Genomic DNA, 19,470 nt, shown 5'->3' with positions numbered 1-19,470 from the left:
TGGATGCGGACGCGCGCCCTCCTGATCGCAGCGACCGCAGCCCTGCTGGTTGCCGCCGCCCCGGCTTCGGCGGCGACGTTCGACGTGACGACGACCGCGGACACGGCCGGCGCGTGTCCACCGCAGCCGCCTCAACTGCCGGACTGCACGCTGCGGGCGGCGGTGAACGCCTCGAACGCGAACCCTGGCGACCTCGACACGATCGACGTCCCGGCGGGGACCTACACGCTCACGGCGGCGCTCCCGGAAGTCGCGCGAGCGCTCATCGTCGGCGCGGACGCGTCGACGACACGCGTGCAGGCCGGCGGAGCGTTCCGGGTGTTCGCGCTTGCGAGCGAGGCGCTCGTCGGGATCCACGGCCTGACGGTCGCGAACGGGCAGGCGCTGACGTCGGCGGATCCCATCGGCGGGAACATCCTGGTGGGCTCCGGGGCGACGCTGGTGCTCGACCATTCGCGCGTGACCGGAGGCACGGCCGGAGCCGGCGGAGGCATCGGCCTCGCGGGCGGCAGCGCGGCGATCGCCTCGAGCCTGATCGACAACAACCACGCCCAACTCGTCCTCCGCGCGACCATCCCGGGCCAGGGCGGCGGGATCGTCAACGCCACGCCCGGTGGGCGGACGCTGCAGATCACGGACTCGACGATCGCCTTCAACACGGCGCTCACCGGGGCCGGCATCGTGGTGCGCGACAACGCGGCCAACACCACCAGGCTGACGCGGTCGACCGTCGCGTTCAACGACGCGACATCGGGTCCAGGCGGGGGCATCTACCTCCCGGACACGCAGTCGTTCACCGCGACCGGCTCGATCGTCTCCAACAACACCGGGAATCTCGGCTCAGCCCCCGTCGTCATCGGACCCTCGAACTGCGCCGGCCCGACGAGGCCGACGAGCGCCGGCTACAACGTCGAGTCGCTCGCCGACTGCAACTTCATCGACGCCACCGACCGGCGTAACACCGACCCGCAGCTCGCGACCGCCCTCGCCGGTGGCAGCCAGACGCCCGTGCTCGCGATTCCGGCCACCAGCCCGGCGGTCAATCGCATCCCGGCCGGCAACCCGGCCTGCACCGGCGCGGACCAGCGCGACGTCGGGCGTCCACAGGGGGCCGCCTGCGACGCAGGCGCCTTCGAGTTGCTGCCGCCGGATGTGAGCATCGACTCCGGCGCCGCGAGTGGCTCGAGCGCGGCGTTCACCTTCAGCTCGTCGGCCGCGGGGGTGCGGTTCGAATGCCGCCTCGACGGGCCGTCCGGGGCGGGAGCGTTCGGCCCGTGCTCCTCGCCGGCGAGCTTCAGCGGCCTCCCGCCCGGCAACTACACGTTCCTGCTGCGGGCGACGGATGCGGCCGGCAACCAGACGACCACGTCGCGTGCCTTTAGCGTCCCCGCTCCTCCTCCCCCGCCGCCGCCCACGCCGGTGCCGAACAAGACGGTCGTGATCCAGCCCGTGAGCGGGAAGACGCTCGTCAAGCTGCCGGGGTCGAACAAGTTCGAGCTGGTCGACGTCACGCGGGGCATCCCGGTCGGCTCGACGGTCGACACGCGCAAGAGCAAGATCCGCCTGTACGCGATTCCGAAGGCCGGGAAGCCGGTCGAGAGCGCGCTGTTCTACGACGGCATCTTCAAAGTCACTCAGAGCGGCGGGATCACCGAGTTGCGGCTCGTCGAGCAGCTCGCGGCCTGCCCGAAGGGCAAGGCCGCGTCGGCCGCCGCGAAGAAGAAGCCCAAGTCGCGCAAGCTGTGGGGCGACGGCACCGGCTCCTTCCGCACCCGCGGCCAGTACAGCTCTGCCACCGTCCGCGGCACCAAATGGCTCGTCCAGGACTCCTGCGGCAAGACGCTCACCCGCGTATCCAAGGGCGTCGTGCAGGTGCAGGACCTGGTCAAGAAGACGAAGTTCCTGCTCCGCGCGCCCAAGCGCTACACGGCGCGTAAGAGGCACTGAAAACCTCGCCGATCGGACGTTGCACCCGGCGATCGCGCCCGGTTAGTGTCGCCCGACATGCGCCTGCGGGCCTTCTTGGTAGCTGCCGGGATCGCCACGCTGGCCGCGGCGGCGCCTGCGCACGCCGCCACGTTCACCGTCTCGGGCACCGCCGACGGCGCCGGCAGCTGCACTGGGTCGAGCTGCACGACGGTGCGCGCCGCCGTCACGGAGGCGGCGCGGCTCACGGGCTCGGACACGATCAAGCTCGACGCGCTCACGTACAACGTCTCGGGTGAGCTGACGCTCGGTAGCGCGCTGACGATCGCCGGGGCAAGTGCGGCGACCACGGAGATCCGCGGCGACGGCAAGAGCGGGCGCGTACTGTCGATCGGCGCCGGCCAGAGCGTCACGCTCGCCCATGCGACGATCTCGAATGGCGTCGCCCAGTCAACCGCGGGCGACATGGGCGGCAACGTCCTCGTCAACCAGGGCGCGGTACTCACCGCCGACCACGTGCGCATCACCGGAGGAACGGCGTACCGGGGCGGCGGGCTCGCCATCGCCGGCGGAGGCCAGGCGAAGATCGCCAACAGCCTCATCGACCACAATCAAGCGGTCAACTCGGCCGCGGGCGGCGGCGGCGGTGACGGCGGCGGGATCCTGTCCCAGGGCAACGCCAAGGCGGCGGCGGGCAGCGTGCTCTCGCTCACCGACTCGACCGTCACCGCAAACAGCGCCCTGGCGAGCGCGGGGATCGTATCCCGTGACGACCCGCGCAACCGGACCACGCTCACGCGGGTGACGGTCGCGGGCAACTTCGCCGGCAGCACGAGCGGCGGCCCGGGAATCTTCGTCTCGGACGCCGAGAGCTTCGCGGTGTCCTCCTCGATCGTGTCCGGGAACACCGGCGACGGCGTCCAGGTCAACTGCGGCGGCAAGCTGACAAGCGGCGGCGGCAACATCGACTCCGGCTCGAGCTGCGGGCTCGCGACGCCCGCCGACAAGCAGAGCACCGACCCCCAGCTCGGCCCGCTTCTCGCAGCAGGCGGCGAGACGCCGGTGCTCGCGATCGCCGCCACGAGCCCGGCGGTCGACTTCGGCGCGCCTTGCACGGGAACCGACCAGCGCGACCTTCCGAGGCCTGACGGCAAATCGTGCGACTCGGGCGCCTATGAGCGCGACCTGCCGCCACCCGCGCCGGTCATCACGACGCCGCCGACGGACGTGCCGCAGCGATCCAGCACGGTCAACCTTGCGGGAACGGCGCAGCCGGGCGCGCGTGTCGAGGTCCTCGAAGGCGGGACCTCCAGGGGCGCCGTCACCGCGACAGGCGGGAACTGGAGCCTCCAGCTCACCGGCGTCGCCGACGGCGCCCATACGTACAGCGCGCGAGCGACCGACGGCGGCGGAACGGGCGCGGCGTCCGCGGACCGCACGGTGACCGTCGACACGAAGGTCCCCGGGGCGCCGGCGATCACGGTGCCTAGCGGCGACGTCCTTCAGAAGACGAGCACCGTCAACCTCGCCGGCACCGCGGAGGCCAACGCCTCGGTCGAAGTCCTCGACGGCACTGCCTCAAAGGGCACCGTGGCCGCGAGCGCCACGGGCGCATGGAGCGTCACGCTCACCGGCGTCGCCGACGGCGCGCACCCCTACACCGCGCGCGCCACCGACGCCGCCGGCAACACCGGTCCTGCGTCTTCATCCCGAACGATCGCGGTCGACACGATGCCGCCCGCCGCCGACGTGACCGGCGGGCCGGACGGGCCGACGACGGACCCGTCGCCGGCGTTCACGTTCGCCTCGGAGCTCGCTGCGATCACGGAGTGCAAGCTCGACGGGCCCGGCGCGGCAGTTGGGAGCTACAGGCCGTGCGCATCGCCGGAGAGCTTCTCAGGGCTCGCGCCCGGCGCGTACGTGTTCTGGGTGCGAGCGACGGATGCCGCCGGCAACCAGAGCGAGCAGACGCGCTCGTTCTCCGTCGCGCTCGTGCAGCAGGCGCCCACGCCCACGCCGAGCGCGACGCCCACGCCCACGCCCAGCCCCACGCCGACTCCGGTCCCGAACAAGACGGTCGTGATCCAGCCTGTGAGCGGGAAGACGCTCGTCCTACTCCCCGGGTCCAAGAAGTTCGAGCCCGTCGACATCACCCGCGGCATCCCGGTCGGCTCCACCGTCGACACGCGCAAGAGCAGGATCCGGCTCTACGCGATCCCGAAGCCCGGAATGCCCGCCGAGAGCGCGCTCTTCTACGACGGCATCTTCAAAGTCACTCAGAGCGGCGGGATCACCGAGTTGCAGCTCGTCGAGCAGCTCGCGGCCTGCCCGAAGGGCAAGACCGCGTCGGCCGCCGCCAAGAAGAAGCCCAAGGCCCGCAAGCTGTGGGGCGACGGCACCGGCTCCTTCCGCACCCGCGGCCAATACAGCTCCGCCACCGTCCGCGGCACCAAGTGGCTCGTCCAGGACTCCTGCGGCAAGACGCTCACCCGCGTGGCGAGAGGCGTCGTCAGCGTCCAGGACTTCGTCAGGCACAAGACGATCCTGGTCCGCGCGCCCAAGAGCTACACGGCTAATAAGAAGCCGTAGCTCAGAACTGCGGGACGCCGTCCTCCGGCGTCGACGCCTGCGCGTAGAGCCGGCGTGGGATGCGCCCCGCCTGGTGGGCCAGGCGGCCGCCCTCGATCCCCAGCCGGATCGCTCGCGCCATCGCCACCGGGTCCTCGGCGCGTGAGATCGCGCTCGCGCACAGGACCGCGTCGTAGCCGAGCTCCATCGCCAGCGCCGCGTCGGACGCAGTGCCGACGCCGGCGTCGAGGATCAGCGGCACCGTCGCGCGCTCGCGGATCAGCCGCAGGTTATAGGTGTTGAGTAGGCCCATGCCCGAGCCGATCGGCGAGCCCAGAGGCATCACCGCCGCGCAGCCGACGTCCTCGAGCCGCCGCGCGAGGATCGGGTCGTCGTTGGTGTACGGCAGGACCGTGAAGCCGTCGTCGACGAGCTGCTCGGCGGCGTCCAGCAGCGCCGGCGCGTCGGGCAGCAGGGTGCGCTCGTCGCCCACCACCTCGAGCTTGACCCAGTCGGTCTCGAACGCCTCGCGCGCGAGCTTCGCCGTCAGCACGGCGTCGCGCGCCGTGAAGCAGCCGGCCGTGTTCGGCAGCAGCTGCACGCCGGCGCGGTCGAGCACGTGGACGATCGAGCCGCGCGAGGCGGGGTCGATGCGGCGCAGCGCGACGGTCACGAGCTCCGACCCGGACGCCTCCAGCGCCGCGGCCAGCGCGTCCAGCGAGCGGAACCCGCCGGTGCCGAGCAGCAGGCGGGAGTTGAGCTCCTTGCCGCCGATGGTCAGGACGTCGGTCTCGATAGCGGCCATCTCAGCCCCCTTGGATCGCGCGCAGGATCTCGACCCGCGCCCCTTCATGCAATTCCGTCAGCGCCCACTCGCCGCGCGGGACGACCTCCGCGTCGACCGCAACTGCGACGCCGCGGCCGGCGGCCGGCAGCTCGAGCGCCTGCAGCGCGGACGCGACCGTGGCGCGTTCCTCGAGCACGGCGTCCTCGCCGTTGAGCACCACCCTCACGCCGGCACCCCCGCGAAGCGCAGGGGATCGGCGGGAGCCGCCCACGACGGCAGCACCTCCCCCGCCAGCGCCGCCGCCACCAGGTCGGCGGTGACGGGCGTGAGCAGGATGCCGTTGCGGAAGTGCCCGGTCGCCCACACGAGGCCTTCCAGCGCGCCGCGCCCGATCGCCGGCACGTTGTCCGGCGTCGCCGGGCGCAGGCCCGCCGAGAGCTCCTCGATGTCGAGCTCGAACACGCCCGGGACGACCTCGCTGATGTCGCGCAGCAGCTCGTAGACGCCGCCGGCGGTCGGGGTGGTGTCCCAGCCGCGGTCCTCCATCGTCGCGCCGAGCACGTAGCGCCCGTCGCCGCGCGGGACGAAGTACGCGCTCTCGCCGCGGATCGTGCGCTCGACCAGCCCGGGGCCGCCGGGGTCCCGCAGCCGCAGGACCTGGCCCTTGACGGGGCGCACAGGCACGCGCGCGGCCTCGGGCATGCCCAACCGGGACACGTGCACGCCGGCCGCGACGACCACGGCGCCCGCCGCGATCTCCGCGCCGTCCTCCAGCACGACCCCGGTCACGCGCCCGCGGCCGACCGACAGCGACGCCGCGCGCGCCCGCCGCAGCTCGCCGCCGAACGCACGGCCCAGCGCCGCGACGAGCCGGCGCGGATCGATCGAGTGGTCGCTCGGGATGTCCAGCGCCAGCCGGACGGTCGGCGCCAGCGCGGGCTCGAGCGCGCGGGCCTGCGAGGGCCGCAGGCGCTCGACGGGCAGCCCGAGGCCGGTGCGGAACGCGGCGAGGCGCTCGAGCGCCTCGGCCTCGTCGCGGTCGCGCGCGACCACGAGCGTCCCGACGTCGCGATAGCCGGGCTGCTCGAGCTCGGCGCAGAACGCGGCGTAGCGGCGTGCGCTCTCGAGCCCCAGCTCCAGCAGCGCCCGCTCGCCGAACTCGGCCTCGGAGACCGGCGCGAGCATGCCGGCGGCGACGTTCCAGGCGCCCGGCTCGCCGGCGTCGACGACCACGACGCGCGCGCCGCGCTGTGACGCGCGCCAGGCGCACGCCAACCCGATCGCTCCCCCGCCGACAACGGCGACGTCGAAGCTGTCTGACTGCGATGCCACTGCTGCTACGGCCTCCCTACGCCGGCACGACCCGGATCAGGTTCGACGGTCGGCGCCCCCGTGGCGCCCTCTCAGCCCGAAGGTCGCGGGCTCCCGTGTTGTCATCGGATGCTAGCGCGCGCGGGCTGCGAGACTTCGAGCGATGACGCCTCGCGAGCGCCTCGCGGCCGCCCGGCTGTACCTCGTCTGTCCCGCCCGTCCGCGGGCGTGGCTCGAGGCCGCGCTGCGCGGCGGCGTCGACCTCGTACAGCTGCGCGACAAGGAGCTCGGCGACGACGCCATCGTCGGGGCCGCGCGCGAGTTCCGCGCGGCGGCGGACGCGGCCGGCGCGCTGTTCGTGCTCAACGACCGCCCCGACCTCGTTGACGCGTGTCAAGCCGACGGCATCCACGTCGGGCAGGACGACGAGACGCCCGCGCAGGCGCGCGCGGCGGTCGGGCCGGAGCGGATCGTCGGGCGCTCCACGCACGAGCCCGCGCAGGCGCTCGAGGCGCAGAGCGATCCCGACGTCGACTACCTCGCCGTCGGCCCCGTGCACGTGACGCCGACCAAGCCGGGGCGCCCGGCGACCGGGCTCGGCTACGTCGAGTGGGCCGCCAAGACGATCGGGAAGCCGTGGTTCGCGATCGGCGGGATCGACCCCGCTAACGTCGGCGAGGTCGTCGCCCGCGGCGCGAGCCGCATCGTCGTCGTGCGCGCGATCACCGAGGCCGAGGACCCCGGCGAGGCGGCCCGCGAGCTCAAGGACGCGCTGCAGGCGGTCGCGCGATGAGCGAGCGGCCTGACCTCTCCCGCGGCTACGCGCGCTCGCGCCGGCGGGCTGAGGAGACGCGCGCCTCGCTCACGCCGCTCGGCCCGGACGAGCGCCCGCTGGGGATCAAGCTCGCCGTCGCGCTTGCGCTCGCCGTCGCTCTCGCCAACATCGTCGCCGCGATCGCCGGCGCCGGCGACGAGTCGCCCACGCTCGGCATCGCGTTCGCCGTGGTCATGCTCGCCGCGGCGGCGGGCATGTGGGCGCGCAACTACCTCGCGCTGATCGCCTTCCAGGCGCTGCTCGCCGTCGGGATCATCTACGCGGCGCTCTCGCTCGCCTTCGCGTCCAACCTGCTGGCGGTGATCACGGGCGTCGCGGTGATCGCGATCTGCTCGCCGATCTTCTGGCTGCTCGTGCGCGTGATGGCGCGCCTTCAGGTGCCGCGCGCGTGACCTTCCCGGAGGCGCTCGCGGTCCTCGGGGCGGGGTTCGTCGCCGGGGGCGTGAACACGATCGTCGGGTCGGGGTCACTGATCACGTTCCCGACGCTGCTCGCCATCGGCTACCCGTCGGTGACCGCCAACGTCTCGAACACGGTGGGCCTCTCGCTCGGCAACGTCAGCGGCGTCATCGGCTACCGCAACGAGCTGCGCGGGCAGCGGCGCCGGGTGACGACGCTCGCGATGGGGTCCGCCGCCGGCGCGGTCGTCGGCGGCGTCCTGCTGCTGGCGCTGCCCTCGAGCGTCTTCGACGCGGTCGTCCCGGTCCTGATCCTGCTCGCCTCCGCGCTGATGGCGTTCAAGCGCACGCCGAAGACCGGGGCCGAGCACGAGCACATGACCGCGGCGGTTTTCGTCGCGTTCTTCACCGGCATCTACGGCGGCTACTTCGGCGCCGCCCAGGGCGTGATCCTGCTCGCGCTGTTCCGGCTCTGCTTCACGGATCACCTGCAGCGCCTCAACGCCGCCAAGAACGTGCTCGCCGGCGTGGCCAATGGGGTCGCCGCGGTGCTGTTCATCGCCGTCGCCCACGTGGCATGGGGCGTCGCCGCGCTGATCGCGGTCAGCTCGATCACCGGCGCGCAGGTCGGGGCGAAGGTCGGGCGCCGCCTGCCGGAGAAGGTGCTGCGCTGGACGGTCGTCGCGGTCGGCACCGCGGTGGCGATCATCCTGTTCATCACCTGATCGCTAGTGTCATCGCCCGAAATGCCTTCGTACGACTGCATCGTGATCGGCTCCGGCCCCGGTGGTTATGTCGCCGCCATCCGCGCCGCCCAGCTCGGAATGAAGACCGCCGTGGTCGAGAAGGACAAGGTCGGCGGTCGCTGCCTCAACTACGCGTGCATCCCGGCCAAGGCCGTGCTGCGCGTCGCGGACGTCCTCGCGGAGATCGACGAGGCCGACGAGTTCGGCATCGAGGTCAACGGCCACAAGGTCGACTACGACAAGGTCTCGGCTCGCCGCGAGAAGGTCATCAAGACGCTCACCGGCGGCGTCTCCGGCCTGTTCAAGAAGAACAAGATCGACGTCCTCGAGGGCGTCGGGATCCTCGCGGGCGAGGGCAAGGTCAAGGTCGGCGACGAGACCTACGACGCGAAGGCGATCATCATCGCGACCGGATCGGTCCCGAAGCCGGTCCCGGGCACGCAGTTCGGCGGCCGCGTGATCGGCACCGAGGAGGCGTGGGCGCTGCCCGCCCTGCCGGCGTCGCTCGCCGTCATCGGCGCCGGCGCGTCCGGCACCGAGATCGCCTCGGCCTACGGCCGCCTCGGCTCCGACGTGCTGCTCTTCGAAGCGCTCGACCGCGTGCTGCCGACCGAGGACGCCGACATCTCCAAGGTCGCCGGCCGCGCGTTCGGCAAGCAGAACATCTCGGTCCACACAGGCACGCTCGTGCAGGACGTGCAGCCGCACGACGACAAGGTCACGTTCTCCTACGGCGATCAGACCGGCGAGGCCGAGTACCTGGTCATCGCCGCCGGCCGCGGCCCGGACGTCGACGCGCTCGGCCTCGAGGCCGCCGGCGTCGAGCTCGACGAGCGCGGGCTGATCAAGGTCGACGGCGCGCTGCGGACCACCGCGAAGGGCATCTACGCGATCGGCGACATCGTCCCGGGCCCGGCGCTCGCCCACAAGGCCTCCGACGAGGGCATCATCGCCGTCGAGGACGCCGCGGGCAACGAGACCCATCCGATCGAGTACATCGACATCCCGCGCGCGACGTTCTGCACGCCCAACGTCGCCTCCTTCGGCCTCACCGAGGCGCAGGCGCGCGAGGCCGGCATGGACGTCGTGGTCGGCAAGGTCAACTACGGCGCCGTCGGCGCCGGCACGGTCTACGGCGACCGCGGCGGCGTGATCAAGATCATCGGCGACAAGCGCTACGGCGAGCTGATCGGCGGCCACATCGTCGGCGCGAAGGCGACGGAGCTGATCCAGGAGCTCGTCAACGCCAAGCTGCTCGAGGGCGGCTACCCCGAGGTGGCGCGCATCGTCCACGGGCATCCGACGATGTCCGAGGGCGTCATGGAGGCCGCACGTGCCGCCGACGGCTGGCTCATCCACGGCTGAGCGTCCACAGCAGCCGCGCTTCTACTACGACCTCGGGTCGCCTGAGTCCTATCTGGTCGCCGAGCGCGCGCTGCACGCGCTCGGCGAGGTGCCGGAGTGGATCCCGGTCACGACCGGCGCGGGGCCCGCGTTCCGCTGCGCGGAGGAGGTCGCGTCCTACAAGGAGGACGTCGAGCGCCGCGCCGCCGCGCTCGGGCTGATGGCGCTTCGCTGGCCGGAGCCGTTCCCGGCGGACACGTCGTGGGCGATGCTCGCGGCGACCTACGCGAAGGGCATCGGCCGCGGCGTCGCGTTCTCGCTCGCGGCGTTCCGGCAGGCGTTCGCCGCCGGCCGCGACCTCTCCGTGCAGGCCAACGTGCTGATCGCCGCCGCGGCGTGCGAGATGCACCCCGCCGCGGTCGTCAAGGGCGCGGCGCTCGCCTCGACCGCGCGGGCGCTGGAGGAGAACAACGCGCGCGCCGCGGCCGACGGCGTCGACGCCGTGCCCGCGATCTGGACGCCGGACGGCCTCCTGGCCGGCGAGCGCGCGGTGCCCGCATGAGAGCGAATCGGGCGTACGAGCTGAAGGTCCACCGCGAGGGGCGGCTGTTCCGCCCGTCCGAGCGGCTCGAGCACATCGAGGTGCTCGAGATCGACACCGGCGAGATCGTGCTCTTCTGGGACACCCGCCCACGCGAGACCGGCAAGCTGGCCCGCGCGCTGCGCGCGGATCTCGCCCAGCTGGAGGCGCCCGCCTTCCTCGCGAAGTGGCGGCAGTACCAGTCGCCCTGAGCGCCGCGGGCACGGCTACATTGGGGCGCCCATGAGCGCCGCACGAGAAGGGCTGAGGCGGCTCGGGTCCGTGCTGCCGCACGGCATGACCCTGCCGGAGGAGCAATGGCGAGCGCGCCATCGAGCGCTCGTCTGGCTGCTATGGGCGCACGTCGCCGGGCTGCCGGTCGTCGCGCTGCTGTACGGGATGTCGCCGGCGCACGCGCTGCTCGAGGGCGCCGTGATCGCGGTCTTCGGCGTGCTCGCCGAGCTGCGGGTCGGCGGCCGCCGTGCCCGCGCCCTGGTCGTCGTCTTCGGCCTGTTGTCGTGCTCGGCCGTGCTCGTGCACATCACCGGCGGGCTGATCGAGGCCCACTTCCACTTCTTCGTGATGGTGGCCGCGCTCTCGCTCTACGAGGACTGGGTCCCGTTCCTCGTCTCGGTCGCGTTCGTCCTGTTCCAGCACGGGATCATGGCTGCGCTGATCGACCACGACGCGGTCTTCAACCACGCCGGCTCGTCGTGGAAGTGGGCCGCGGTGCACTCGGGCTTCATCGCCGCCCTGAGCGTCGCGTGCGTGGTCAACTGGCGCGCGAGCGAGGCCCAGCGGGAGGCGTTCCGCACGCTCGTGGAGACGCTCGACGAGGGCGTGATCATGGTCGACCGCGACGGCTCGCTCACCGCCGCGAACCCGAGCGCGCGGCGGATCCTCGGCGTCGACCCGGCGCGCATCCTCGACGTCAACGAGAGCGACCCGGAGTGGATGCTGACCGACGCCGCCGGGGACCCGCTGCCCGACGCCGAGCGCCCGATGCGTCGCACCGCGCGCACGGGCGAGCCGTGCCTCGGCGTACCGCTCGGGCTGCGCCGCAGCGACGGAAGCGTGCGCTGGCTGTCGGTCTCCACGCGCGCCGTCGACGCGGGCGCGGACGCTCCGGCGCCGTACACGGTCGTGGTCTCGTTCGCCGACGTGACCGAGGAGCGCGAGGCGATCGACGCGCTGGAGCGCTCCAACGAGGAGCTGCAGCAGTTCGCCTACATCGCCTCGCACGACCTCTCGGAGCCGCTGCGCATGGTCTCGAGCTACCTGCAGCTGCTGCGCCGCCGCTACAAGGGGCAGCTCGACGGCGAGGCCGACGAGTTCATCGACTACGCGGTCGACGGCGCGACGCGCATGCGCGGGCTGATCGAGGCGCTGCTCTCGTACTCGCGCGCCGGGCGCGGGAACGACCCGGCGCCGGTCGACCTCGGCAGCGTCGCGTCCGACGTCCTTCGCACGCTCGCGCGCTCGATCGTCGCGTCCAGCGCGCAGGTCGAGCTCGGGCGGCTGCCGTGCGTGATGGGCGACCGCGTGCAGCTGGAGCAGCTGCTGCAGAACCTCGTGTCCAACGCGCTCAAGTTCCGCGACGGCGGCCGGGCGCGGGTGTGGGTCCGGGCGGAGCCCGCCGCGACCGGGATGGTGCAGGTGTCGGTCGCCGACGCCGGCATCGGCATCGACGCCGCGCACCGGGAGCGCGTCTTCAAGATGTTCCAGCGCCTGCACGACCGCGAGGCGTACGAGGGCACCGGCATCGGGCTGGCGATCTGCCGCAAGATCGTCGAGCGCCACGGCGGCCGGATCTGGGTGGAGGAGCGCGACGGCGGCGGGACGGTGTTCCGGTTCACGCTCCCGCCCGCGGCGGCCGAGCAGGAGCCGGCGGCCGCCTGAGCCTGGATCCAGGCTACGCGGGGAGCGGCAGCGTGGCGGCGACGACCGTGCCGCCGCCGGCCGGGCTCTCGACCCGGAGCCGCCCGCCGAGCGCGGTCGCGCGGTCGCCGATCCCGACGAGGCCGTGACCGGCAGGATCGGCGCCGCCGACCCCGTCGTCGCGGACCTCGACGCGCAGGGCCCCGGCCCGCACCGACGCCGTCACCTCGGCCCTCCCCGCCCGCGAGTGCTTGACGACGTTCGTGAGCGCCTCGGCCACGATGAAGTACGCGCTGGCCTCGATCTCCGGCGGGAGCCGCTCCGCCGTGACGTCGACCTCGACCGGGAGCTCGAGCCGATGCACGACCGTGTCGACGCCGGCCTGGAGGCCGCCGCGCGTGAGGATCGCGGGCAGGATCCCGTGCGCCAGCTCGCGCAGCTCCGCGTTGCTGCGCTCCGCCTGCTCGAGCGCCTCGTCGACGAGCGACGCCGCGTCCAGGCCGCCCTGGCGGAGCGCTCGCTGCGCGAGCTTGAGCGTGACGATCGTGTGCACGAGCCGCTGCTGCGCCCCGTCGTGCAGGTCCCGTACGACGCGCCGGCGAGCTTCGTCGGCCTCGGTGAGCAGCCGCGACCGCGAGGCCGTGAGCTGGTCGCGGCTGTCGGCGTTCGCGATCGCGGTGTCGAGCAGCTGGGCGAACTTCGCCATCCGCTCCTCGGTGTCGGCCGGCGGCGGCTCCTCGCCCGTCCAGCTCGCCACGATCACGCCCCACAGCCGGCCCTCGACGACGATCGGCGCGCCGACGGTCCCCCGCGCGCCGGTCGTGCGGGCGATCTCGGCGATCGCGCCGCGGGCCCGCGCGAAGCCGTCGACCCGGGCGGGCCGCTCGGTGCGGTGCACCAGCGCCGTCACGCTCTCGCCCTCGTGGCTGACGCGCGTGCCGGGCGGCACGCGCCATGTGCCGGAGCCGCGGTAGGCGACGACGGTGATCTCGGCGCCCGGCTCGTAGCGCGACAGCGCGACCTGGTCGGCGTCGAGCAGCGCCTCCATCTCGGCGGCGACGGCGTCGAACACCGCGGTGGGCGAGGCGCCTTCCGCGACGAGCGTCGCCACCCGGCGCAGCCCCGCCTGCTCCTGCGCCAGCCGCGCCAACTCGGCGCGCGCGTCGGCGTTGGCGATCGCCGTCGCCACGAGCTCGGTGAACCGCTGAAGCCTCGACTCCGTGTCGGCGGGGAGCCGGCGGCGCTGCTTGGAGTGGACGGCGACGCCGCCCCACAGCCGGCCCTCGACCATGATCGGGCTGCCGACCGAGCATCGCACGCCCAGCTCGTCGTGGATGAACGCCGCGATCGGTCCCGGAACCGCCGTCCAGTCCTCCACGCGCGCGGGCTGCCGCGTCTCGGCGATCATCGTCGTCGGATCGCCCGGCTCCGTGCGCCAGCGGTCGGGGACCGGCGGGTGTTCGCCGACCGCGGCCCAGGTGGCCACGGGGGCGACGGTCCCGCCGTCCTCGTAGCGGAGCATCCCGGAGTAGTCGGCGCCGAGCAGCGTCCCGATCTCGCGGGCGACGGCGCCGAACAGCTCGCTCGGCGGGACGTTCTGCGCGACGAGCGTGGCGACGCGGCGTAACGCCGCTTGCTCGGTGGCGTGCTGCTCAAGCTGCGATCGATCCGTGCGCGCACGATAACCCATGGGTTCCGGGGGATCGGCGGGCAAGTGCCATCCTTCCCGGCATGGCCGACGTCCCGATGCCCCGCCTGTCCGACTCCATGGAGGAGGGAACGATCCTGAAGTGGCTCAAGTCCGACGGCGACAGCGTGGCCGCGGGCGAGGAGCTGGTGGAGATCGAGACCGACAAGGCGAACATGACCTACGAGGCCGAGGCGGCGGGGACGCTGGCGATCGTGGCGAAGGAGGGCGAGACGCTCGCCGTCGGGGCGACGATGGCGCGCATCGGCGCGGCGGTGGAGCGCGCGCCCGAGCCCCAGCCCGCGCCCGCGGCCGAGCCCGTCGCGGAGCCCGAGCCAGAGCCCGTCGCCGAGGAGACCAACGGCCGCGTCAAGGCCTCGCCCGTCGCGCGCCGCATCGCCCGCGAGCGCGGGCTGGAGCTCGCGAGCGTGACCGGAACCGGCCCCGGCGGGCGGATCGTGAAGTCCGACGTCGAGGCGGCGGCCGGCGAGACGCCCGCGACGCCTCCGGCGGCGGCGCCCGCCCCGGCGCCCGCGGTCGCGAGCGGCGGCGACGGCAAGGCGGGCCGCGGCGAGGTCTCGCAGCAGGAGCTCACGCGCCTGCAGCAGACCGTCGCCCGCCGGATGGCCGAGTCCAAGGCGACCGCGCCCGACTTCACGATCGCGCTCGAGGTCGACATGGACGCCGCCGTGGAGCTGCGCGCGCAGCTCAAGACGGCCGCGGGCGACGCCCCCGCGCCCTCGTACAACGACTTCGTCGTGAAGGCTGCCGCGCTGGCGCTGCGCGAGTTCCCGCGCGCCAACGGCGCCTACCGCGACGGCCGCTTCGAGCTCTACTCGCGCGTGAACGTCGGCATCGCCGTCGCGGGCCAGGACGCGCTCGTCGTCCCGACCGTCTTCGACGCCGATCAGAAGAGCCTCGGCGCGATCGCCCGCGAGGCGCGCGCGCTGGCCGAGCGGGTCCGCAGCGGCGCGATCACGCCGCCCGAGCTCTCGGCCGGAACCTTCACGGTCTCGAACATCGGCATGTACGGCATCCGCCGCTTCACGCCGGTCATCAACCCGCCGCAGGCGGCGATCCTCGCGGTCGGCGAGCTGGCGCAGCGGCCCGTCGTCCGCGACGGCGAGATCGTCGCGCGGCACGTCTTCGAGCTCACGCTCGTGAGCGACCACCGGATCCTCTACGGCGCCGACGCCGCCGCCTTCCTGGCGCGCATCCGCCAGCTGCTCGAGCAGCCGCTGCGGCTCGCCCTCTAATCCGGGAAGCGCCGTGGGCGTGAGGCCCGTCGGCGCTTCGGCTAGTCGTGGAGGTTCGGCGTGCGATCGGGATCGCGGACGATGCCCGGGGGCCGCTGCGTGGTGTTCACCAGCAGACAGAGCGGCAGCGTCTCGCGTCCGTACACGCACACGCGGTAGCTGTCCGGCTCCAGACGCCGGACGTCCGGCGCGGCCAGCCCCGCCCGGAAGTGTGGCGCCGATGAGAGCACGTAATCGTGCGCCGCGAGCAGTGCGGCGGCGCGCGCGGCGTGCTCGTGCCGCAGCCCCGCGCGATGCACGAGCCCACCCGTGAGAAGCGCCAGCGAGACGACCGCGAGCAGCGCCGTCCCGGCGTAGTCGCGCGCGATCATCCGCGGCAGGTCTGGGCGCGCGCGACGCACCAACATCCCCGCGAACGGCGCCGCGACACCGACGGCGACGAGGTTGAAGAAGCCGGCGAGCAGCAGCGCGCCCGCCGTGTCCGGCCCGTCGCCCTGGAACGGCAGCCGCGTGACGAGCAGCGCGTCGACGACCGTCAGCGCCCCGAACGCGGGCCACTGCCACGCTCCCCGCATCCGCCAGCGCAGACGCGGCCAGAAGACCGGCTCGACCATGGTCAAGGGCAAGGCTAACCAGCCATGCCGTACCCTTGGCTGCGCAACTGCCGGCGTCGAGGGGGAGCCTTGAGCGCCTGACCGTCGACCCCGGGCTCAAGCGGAGATCCCGCTCGCCCGGAATCGCGCCCTCCGGCGATCCCGGGTGGCGCACGGACACACGAAAGGGTGACAAACGCCAGATGGCGACCGAAACGGCCGCGTCGGTATTGGCCGACGTAACGCAGCACCTGACCACGGAGGACCGGGTCGGGTTGTTCCGCGCGATGCTCACGATGCGCGGGGTGGAGGAGCGCGCGATGACGCTCTACCGCCAGGGGAAGGTGCCTGGCAGCTTCTATGACGGCTTCGGCCAGGAGGCCGTCTCCGCCGGGCCGGCGTGGGCGATGGCGGCGGAGGACCGCCTCTGCATCCTGCACCGCGACCTCGCGGCGCACATCATCCGCGGCGTCGAGCCGTGGCGCATCTTCGCCCAATACATGGGCCGCGCCGACGGGATCACGCGCGGGCGCGACGGGAACGTCCACTTCGGTGACCGCACGAAGGGCTGCGTCGGCATGGTGTCGATGCTGCCGGACATGATGCTGGTCGCCACCGGCCTGGCGATGGCGTTCAAGCTCCGCGGCGAGGCCCGCTGCGCGATCACGTGGTTCGGCGACGGCTCGACCTCGCGCGGCGACTTCCACGAGGCGATGAACTGGGCCGGCGTCCAGAAGCTGCCGGTGATCTTCGTGCTGGAGAACAACCAGTACGCGTACTCGACGCCGCTCGACCAGCAGTTCGCCGTCAATCCTGTCGCGCGCGCCGCGGCGTACGGGTTCCCCGGCGTCTCGGTCGACGGCAACGACCCCGAGGCGATGTTCGAGGCCACGCGCGTCGCGCGCGAGCGCGCACTCGCCGGCGAGGGCCCGACGCTGATCGAGGCCGTGACCATGCGCATGCACGGCCACGCGGCGCACGACGACATGAAGTACGTCCCGACCGAGAAGGTCGAGGAGTGGCGCGCGAAGGATCCGATCGACCGCCAGGAGAAGCGCCTGGACGCGATCGGCGCCGACACGGCCGCCGTCCGCCAGGAGGTCAAGGCGCTGATCGACGAGTCCGTCGAGCGCGCGCTGCAGTCGCCGATGCCCGACGGCGGCACGGCCGTCGAGGGCCTGTTCGCCGACGAGCCGGCGCTGCTCGAGGACGGCAACGCCCCCTGGTCCGGGTTCAGGAGCGCCTGATGCCCACGATGACCTACCTGCAGGCGATCTCGGACGCCATGCGCGAGGAGATGCGCGCCGACGAGCGCGTGTTCTTGATGGGCGAGGACATCGGCACCTTCGGCGGCGCCTTCAAGGTGACCGACGGCTTCATCGACGAGTTCGGGCCCAAGCGCGTGATGGACACGCCGCTGGCCGAGTCGGCGATCGTCGGCTGCGCGATCGGCGCGGCGGTCGAGGGCATGCGCCCGATCACCGAGATGCAGTTCTCGGACTTCGTCTCCTGCGGCTTCGACCAGCTGGTCAACGTCGCGGGCAAGACCTACTACCGGATGGGCCTGTCGGTGAACATCACCGTCCGCCTGCCCTCCGGCGGCGGCTTCTCCGGCGGCCCGTTCCACTCGCAGAACCCCGAGGCGTGGTTCATGCACGCGCCGGGCCTGAAGATCGTCGCGCCGAGCACGGCCGAGGACGCCAAGGGCCTGCTGATCGCGGCGGTGCGCGACCCGAACCCGGTGCTGTTCATGGAGCACAAGCACCTGTACCGGCGCGTGAAGGGCGAGGTGCCGGCCGGCACCTACGAGACGCCGTTCAGCGCGCGCATCGCCCGCGAGGGGACCGACCTGACGGTGATCGCGTACGGCGCGATGGTCCACACCGCGCTGGAGGCGACCGAGGACCTGGACGCGTCGGTCGAGGTGCTCGACCTGCGCTCGCTCGTGCCGCTCGACGAGGAGGCGATCCTGCGCTCGGTGCGCAAGACGTCGAAGGTCGTGATCGTCGACGAGGCCAACCAGACGTGCGCCGCCGGCGCGCAGGTCGCCGCGATCATCGCCGAGAAGGGCTGGGAGGACCTCGACGGCCCGGTCGTGCGCGTGTCCACGCCCGATGTGCCGATCCCGTTCTCGCCGCCGCTCGAGCAGGCGGTGCTCCCGCAGGTTGACGACGTGAGGGAGGCGTGCCGTGAGCTCCTCGAGTACTGAGACCTATGTCGACGTCACGATGCCCCAGATGGGCGTCTCCGTCGCCGAGGGCACCGTCGTCGAGTGGAAGAAGCAGGTCGGCGACTGGGTGCAGGCCGACGAGATCATCGCCGCGATCTCGACCGACAAGATCGACACCGACGTCGAGTCGCCGGCCACGGGCCGCGTCGCCGAGATCATCGTGCAGGTCGGCGAGACCGTGGACGTCGGCACCGTGATGGCCCGAATCGCGACGGACGCGAAGCCCGGCGAGGCGCACGTGTCTGAGAACGGCCTGGGCACGGGCGAGGCCGCGGCGGCGATCGAGGCGCCCGGCGAGGCCGGCGAGCTGCAGGGCGACGCGGAGCCGGCGGACGGCGCCACGGCCCAGCGGCCGCGGCCGGCCGGCGACGGCGGTCGCCGCTACTCGCCGGTGGTCATGCGGATCGCCGCCGAGCACGGGATCGACCTCTCCCAGGTCGAAGGCACCGGCCGCGGCGGGCGGGTACGCAAGCAGGACGTGCTCGCGCATCTCGAGGCCGCGCCGGCCCAAGAGCCGCCGATGCACATCGAGAGCCCGTACCGCCCCGACGAGCCGGCGGCGCCGAAGACGCGCGAGCCGAGGTTCACGCGACCGGAGCCCGCCGCGCCGGCGCCCGCCGCCGCCTCGGTTGCGGCCGGCGGCGCGACGCTCTCGCGCATGCGCCAGGCGATCGGCTCGCGCATGGTCCAGTCGCTGCAGACCGCGGCGACCTGCACCACGATCGCCGAGGCCGACATGAGCCGGATCGAGGTGGCGCGCAAGCAGGCGGGGCTCACGTACCTGCCCTACCAGGCGCGCGCGACGATCGAGACGCTGCTCGAGATGCCGCAGCTCAACGCGACGCTCGAGGGCGACACGCACACCGTCTACACGGACGCGGTCCACCTCGGCATCGCGGTCTCGCTCGGCACCGGCGGGCTGATCGTGCCGGTCATCCGCGACGCGCAGGACCTCTCGGTCGAGGGCCTGTCCAAGCGCATCAAGGACCTGGCCAAGCGCGCCCGCGCGAACCAGCTCACGCCGGACGAGGTCTCCGGCGGCACGTTCACGATCACCAACCCGGGCCCCTACGGCTCGATCATGGCGACGCCGGTGATCAACCTGCCGCAGGTCGGCATCCTCGACACCGAGTCGGTCGTCAAGCGCCCCGTGGTCGTCACCGACGAGCTGGGCAACGACTCGATCGCGATCCGCTCGATGACCTACCTGTGCATGTCCTGGGACCACCGCGCGCTCGACGGCGCGGCCGCCGCCCAGTTCCTCAGCGCACTGCGCAAGAAGCTGGAGAACTGGCCGATCAACTAGGCGAGTCTGACGGACACCCGCCCCG

At 73.0% G+C, this 19,470-nt stretch carries 18 protein-coding genes and 1 riboswitch; of the genes, 13 read left to right on the top strand and 5 right to left on the bottom strand.

The annotated features are described in order from the left end of the window. Positions 1 to 3 precede the first annotated feature (3 nt). Together H958_RS0102195 and H958_RS0102190 are read left to right on the top strand one after the other, a co-directional pair. A complete protein-coding gene (locus H958_RS0102195; protein WP_028057460.1) occupies positions 4 to 1,947 on the top strand; it encodes a choice-of-anchor Q domain-containing protein in 1,944 nt (647 codons plus the stop codon). A 57-nt stretch (positions 1,948 to 2,004) separates the two neighbouring features. After that, the gene (locus H958_RS0102190; RefSeq protein WP_037408824.1) at positions 2,005 to 4,515 is read left to right on the top strand and encodes an Ig-like domain-containing protein; all 2,511 of its coding nucleotides are present in this window, start codon (positions 2,005 to 2,007) and stop codon (positions 4,513 to 4,515) included. A 1-nt stretch (position 4,516) separates the two neighbouring features. Here the strand turns inward: H958_RS0102190 and H958_RS0102185 are convergent, their stop codons facing one another. From H958_RS0102185 to thiO, 3 genes are all read right to left on the bottom strand, one after another. Continuing rightward, the gene (locus H958_RS0102185; protein ID WP_156027662.1) at positions 4,517 to 5,290 is read right to left on the bottom strand and encodes a thiazole synthase; all 774 of its coding nucleotides are present in this window, start codon (positions 5,288 to 5,290) and stop codon (positions 4,517 to 4,519) included. A gap of 10 nt (positions 5,291 to 5,300) precedes the next feature. Continuing rightward, entirely contained in the window at positions 5,301 to 5,507 is a 207-nt protein-coding gene (gene thiS, locus H958_RS0102180; RefSeq protein ID WP_028057457.1) for a sulfur carrier protein ThiS, read from the bottom strand. Beyond that, positions 5,504 to 6,613 carry a glycine oxidase ThiO gene (gene thiO / locus H958_RS0102175; protein ID WP_028057456.1) on the bottom strand — a complete coding sequence of 370 codons (1,110 nt, stop codon included), beginning with the start codon at positions 6,611 to 6,613 and terminating at the stop codon, positions 5,504 to 5,506. The genes thiS and thiO overlap by 4 nt, the downstream gene beginning before the upstream one ends. After that, a riboswitch (TPP riboswitch) is annotated at positions 6,609 to 6,720 on the bottom strand. Its footprint overlaps the gene before it by 5 nt. A 35-nt stretch (positions 6,721 to 6,755) precedes the next feature. Here thiO and thiE point away from each other — a divergent pair. Genes thiE through H958_RS42615 form a run of 7 tightly spaced genes read left to right on the top strand, consistent with a single transcriptional unit; the run spans position 6,756 to position 12,394 of the window. Then, positions 6,756 to 7,385 carry a thiamine phosphate synthase gene (thiE, locus tag H958_RS0102170; protein ID WP_028057455.1) on the top strand — a complete coding sequence of 210 codons (630 nt, stop codon included), beginning with the start codon at positions 6,756 to 6,758 and terminating at the stop codon, positions 7,383 to 7,385. Next, positions 7,382 to 7,819 (top strand): hypothetical protein, encoded by a 438-nt coding sequence (locus H958_RS0102165; protein ID WP_028057454.1) that lies wholly within the window; start codon positions 7,382 to 7,384, stop codon positions 7,817 to 7,819. The genes thiE and H958_RS0102165 overlap by 4 nt, the downstream gene beginning before the upstream one ends. Then, on the top strand, positions 7,816 to 8,550 hold the full coding sequence (locus H958_RS0102160) for a sulfite exporter TauE/SafE family protein (RefSeq protein ID WP_028057453.1): 735 nt from the start codon (positions 7,816 to 7,818) through the stop codon (positions 8,548 to 8,550). The genes H958_RS0102165 and H958_RS0102160 overlap by 4 nt, the downstream gene beginning before the upstream one ends. 21 nt (positions 8,551 to 8,571) lie before the next feature. Further along, a complete protein-coding gene (gene lpdA, locus H958_RS0102155) occupies positions 8,572 to 9,936 on the top strand; it encodes a dihydrolipoyl dehydrogenase (protein ID WP_028057452.1) in 1,365 nt (454 codons plus the stop codon). Continuing rightward, a complete protein-coding gene (locus H958_RS42620; RefSeq protein WP_051323705.1) occupies positions 9,905 to 10,477 on the top strand; it encodes a DsbA family protein in 573 nt (190 codons plus the stop codon). Before lpdA ends, H958_RS42620 begins: the two co-directional genes overlap by 32 nt. Continuing rightward, a complete protein-coding gene (locus tag H958_RS0102145) occupies positions 10,474 to 10,707 on the top strand; it encodes a hypothetical protein (RefSeq protein WP_028057451.1) in 234 nt (77 codons plus the stop codon). Before H958_RS42620 ends, H958_RS0102145 begins: the two co-directional genes overlap by 4 nt. 31 nt (positions 10,708 to 10,738) lie before the next feature. Beyond that, positions 10,739 to 12,394: a sensor histidine kinase gene (locus H958_RS42615; protein ID WP_081685517.1), complete on the top strand. Its 1,656-nt coding sequence runs from the start codon at positions 10,739 to 10,741 to the stop codon at positions 12,392 to 12,394. A gap of 13 nt (positions 12,395 to 12,407) precedes the next feature. Here the strand turns inward: H958_RS42615 and H958_RS34360 are convergent, their stop codons facing one another. Beyond that, positions 12,408 to 14,063, bottom strand: a complete 1,656-nt coding sequence (locus tag H958_RS34360) for a GAF domain-containing sensor histidine kinase (protein WP_051323703.1) — start codon at positions 14,061 to 14,063, stop codon at positions 12,408 to 12,410. Between the two features lie 41 nt (positions 14,064 to 14,104). Between H958_RS34360 and H958_RS0102130 the strand changes: the two genes are divergently transcribed. Next, positions 14,105 to 15,316: a dihydrolipoamide acetyltransferase family protein gene (locus tag H958_RS0102130; protein WP_028057450.1), complete on the top strand. Its 1,212-nt coding sequence runs from the start codon at positions 14,105 to 14,107 to the stop codon at positions 15,314 to 15,316. A 41-nt stretch (positions 15,317 to 15,357) separates the two neighbouring features. Here H958_RS0102130 and H958_RS0102125 read toward each other — a convergent pair whose 3' ends face one another. Next, positions 15,358 to 15,930, bottom strand: a complete 573-nt coding sequence (locus tag H958_RS0102125) for a hypothetical protein (protein ID WP_028057449.1) — start codon at positions 15,928 to 15,930, stop codon at positions 15,358 to 15,360. Positions 15,931 to 16,112: 182 nt separating this feature from the next. Between H958_RS0102125 and H958_RS0102120 the strand changes: the two genes are divergently transcribed. From H958_RS0102120 to H958_RS0102110, 3 genes are read left to right on the top strand one after another with little or no spacing between them, the layout of a single operon-like run. Next, positions 16,113 to 17,156 carry a thiamine pyrophosphate-dependent dehydrogenase E1 component subunit alpha gene (locus tag H958_RS0102120; RefSeq protein WP_028057448.1) on the top strand — a complete coding sequence of 348 codons (1,044 nt, stop codon included), beginning with the start codon at positions 16,113 to 16,115 and terminating at the stop codon, positions 17,154 to 17,156. Continuing rightward, complete coding sequence (locus tag H958_RS0102115; RefSeq protein ID WP_028057447.1) at positions 17,156 to 18,118, top strand: alpha-ketoacid dehydrogenase subunit beta; 963 nt, start codon at positions 17,156 to 17,158, stop codon at positions 18,116 to 18,118. The genes H958_RS0102120 and H958_RS0102115 overlap by 1 nt, the downstream gene beginning before the upstream one ends. Further along, entirely contained in the window at positions 18,099 to 19,445 is a 1,347-nt protein-coding gene (locus tag H958_RS0102110; protein ID WP_028057446.1) for a dihydrolipoamide acetyltransferase family protein, read from the top strand. Before H958_RS0102115 ends, H958_RS0102110 begins: the two co-directional genes overlap by 20 nt. The last annotated feature ends 25 nt before the right edge of the window (positions 19,446 to 19,470 follow it).

The organism is Candidatus Solirubrobacter pratensis, from assembly GCF_000425945.1.
GTDB classification, from domain to species: domain Bacteria; phylum Actinomycetota; class Thermoleophilia; order Solirubrobacterales; family Solirubrobacteraceae; genus Solirubrobacter; species Solirubrobacter pratensis.
This window is presented reverse-complemented; position numbering and strand designations above follow the sequence as displayed.

Bases quoted from the DNA above. Each gene is read 5' to 3' on its own strand.
- H958_RS0102165 (WP_028057454.1), top strand. From the start codon at position 7,382: ATGAGCGAGCGGCCTGACCTCTCCCGCGGCTACGCGCGCTCGCGCCGG.
- lpdA (WP_028057452.1), top strand. From the start codon at position 8,572: ATGCCTTCGTACGACTGCATCGTGATCGGCTCCGGCCCCGGTGGTTAT.
- H958_RS0102115 (WP_028057447.1), top strand. From the start codon at position 17,156: ATGCCCACGATGACCTACCTGCAGGCGATCTCGGACGCCATGCGCGAG.
- H958_RS0102130 (WP_028057450.1), top strand. From the start codon at position 14,105: ATGGCCGACGTCCCGATGCCCCGCCTGTCCGACTCCATGGAGGAGGGA.
- H958_RS0102120 (WP_028057448.1), top strand. From the start codon at position 16,113: ATGGCGACCGAAACGGCCGCGTCGGTATTGGCCGACGTAACGCAGCAC.
- H958_RS0102145 (WP_028057451.1), top strand. From the start codon at position 10,474: ATGAGAGCGAATCGGGCGTACGAGCTGAAGGTCCACCGCGAGGGGCGG.
- thiE (WP_028057455.1), top strand. From the start codon at position 6,756: ATGACGCCTCGCGAGCGCCTCGCGGCCGCCCGGCTGTACCTCGTCTGT.
- H958_RS0102125 (WP_028057449.1), bottom strand. From the start codon at position 15,930: ATGGTCGAGCCGGTCTTCTGGCCGCGTCTGCGCTGGCGGATGCGGGGA.
- H958_RS0102195 (WP_028057460.1), top strand. From the start codon at position 4: ATGCGGACGCGCGCCCTCCTGATCGCAGCGACCGCAGCCCTGCTGGTT.
- H958_RS42615 (WP_081685517.1), top strand. From the start codon at position 10,739: ATGAGCGCCGCACGAGAAGGGCTGAGGCGGCTCGGGTCCGTGCTGCCG.
- H958_RS0102190 (WP_037408824.1), top strand. From the start codon at position 2,005: ATGCGCCTGCGGGCCTTCTTGGTAGCTGCCGGGATCGCCACGCTGGCC.
- H958_RS34360 (WP_051323703.1), bottom strand. From the start codon at position 14,063: ATGGGTTATCGTGCGCGCACGGATCGATCGCAGCTTGAGCAGCACGCC.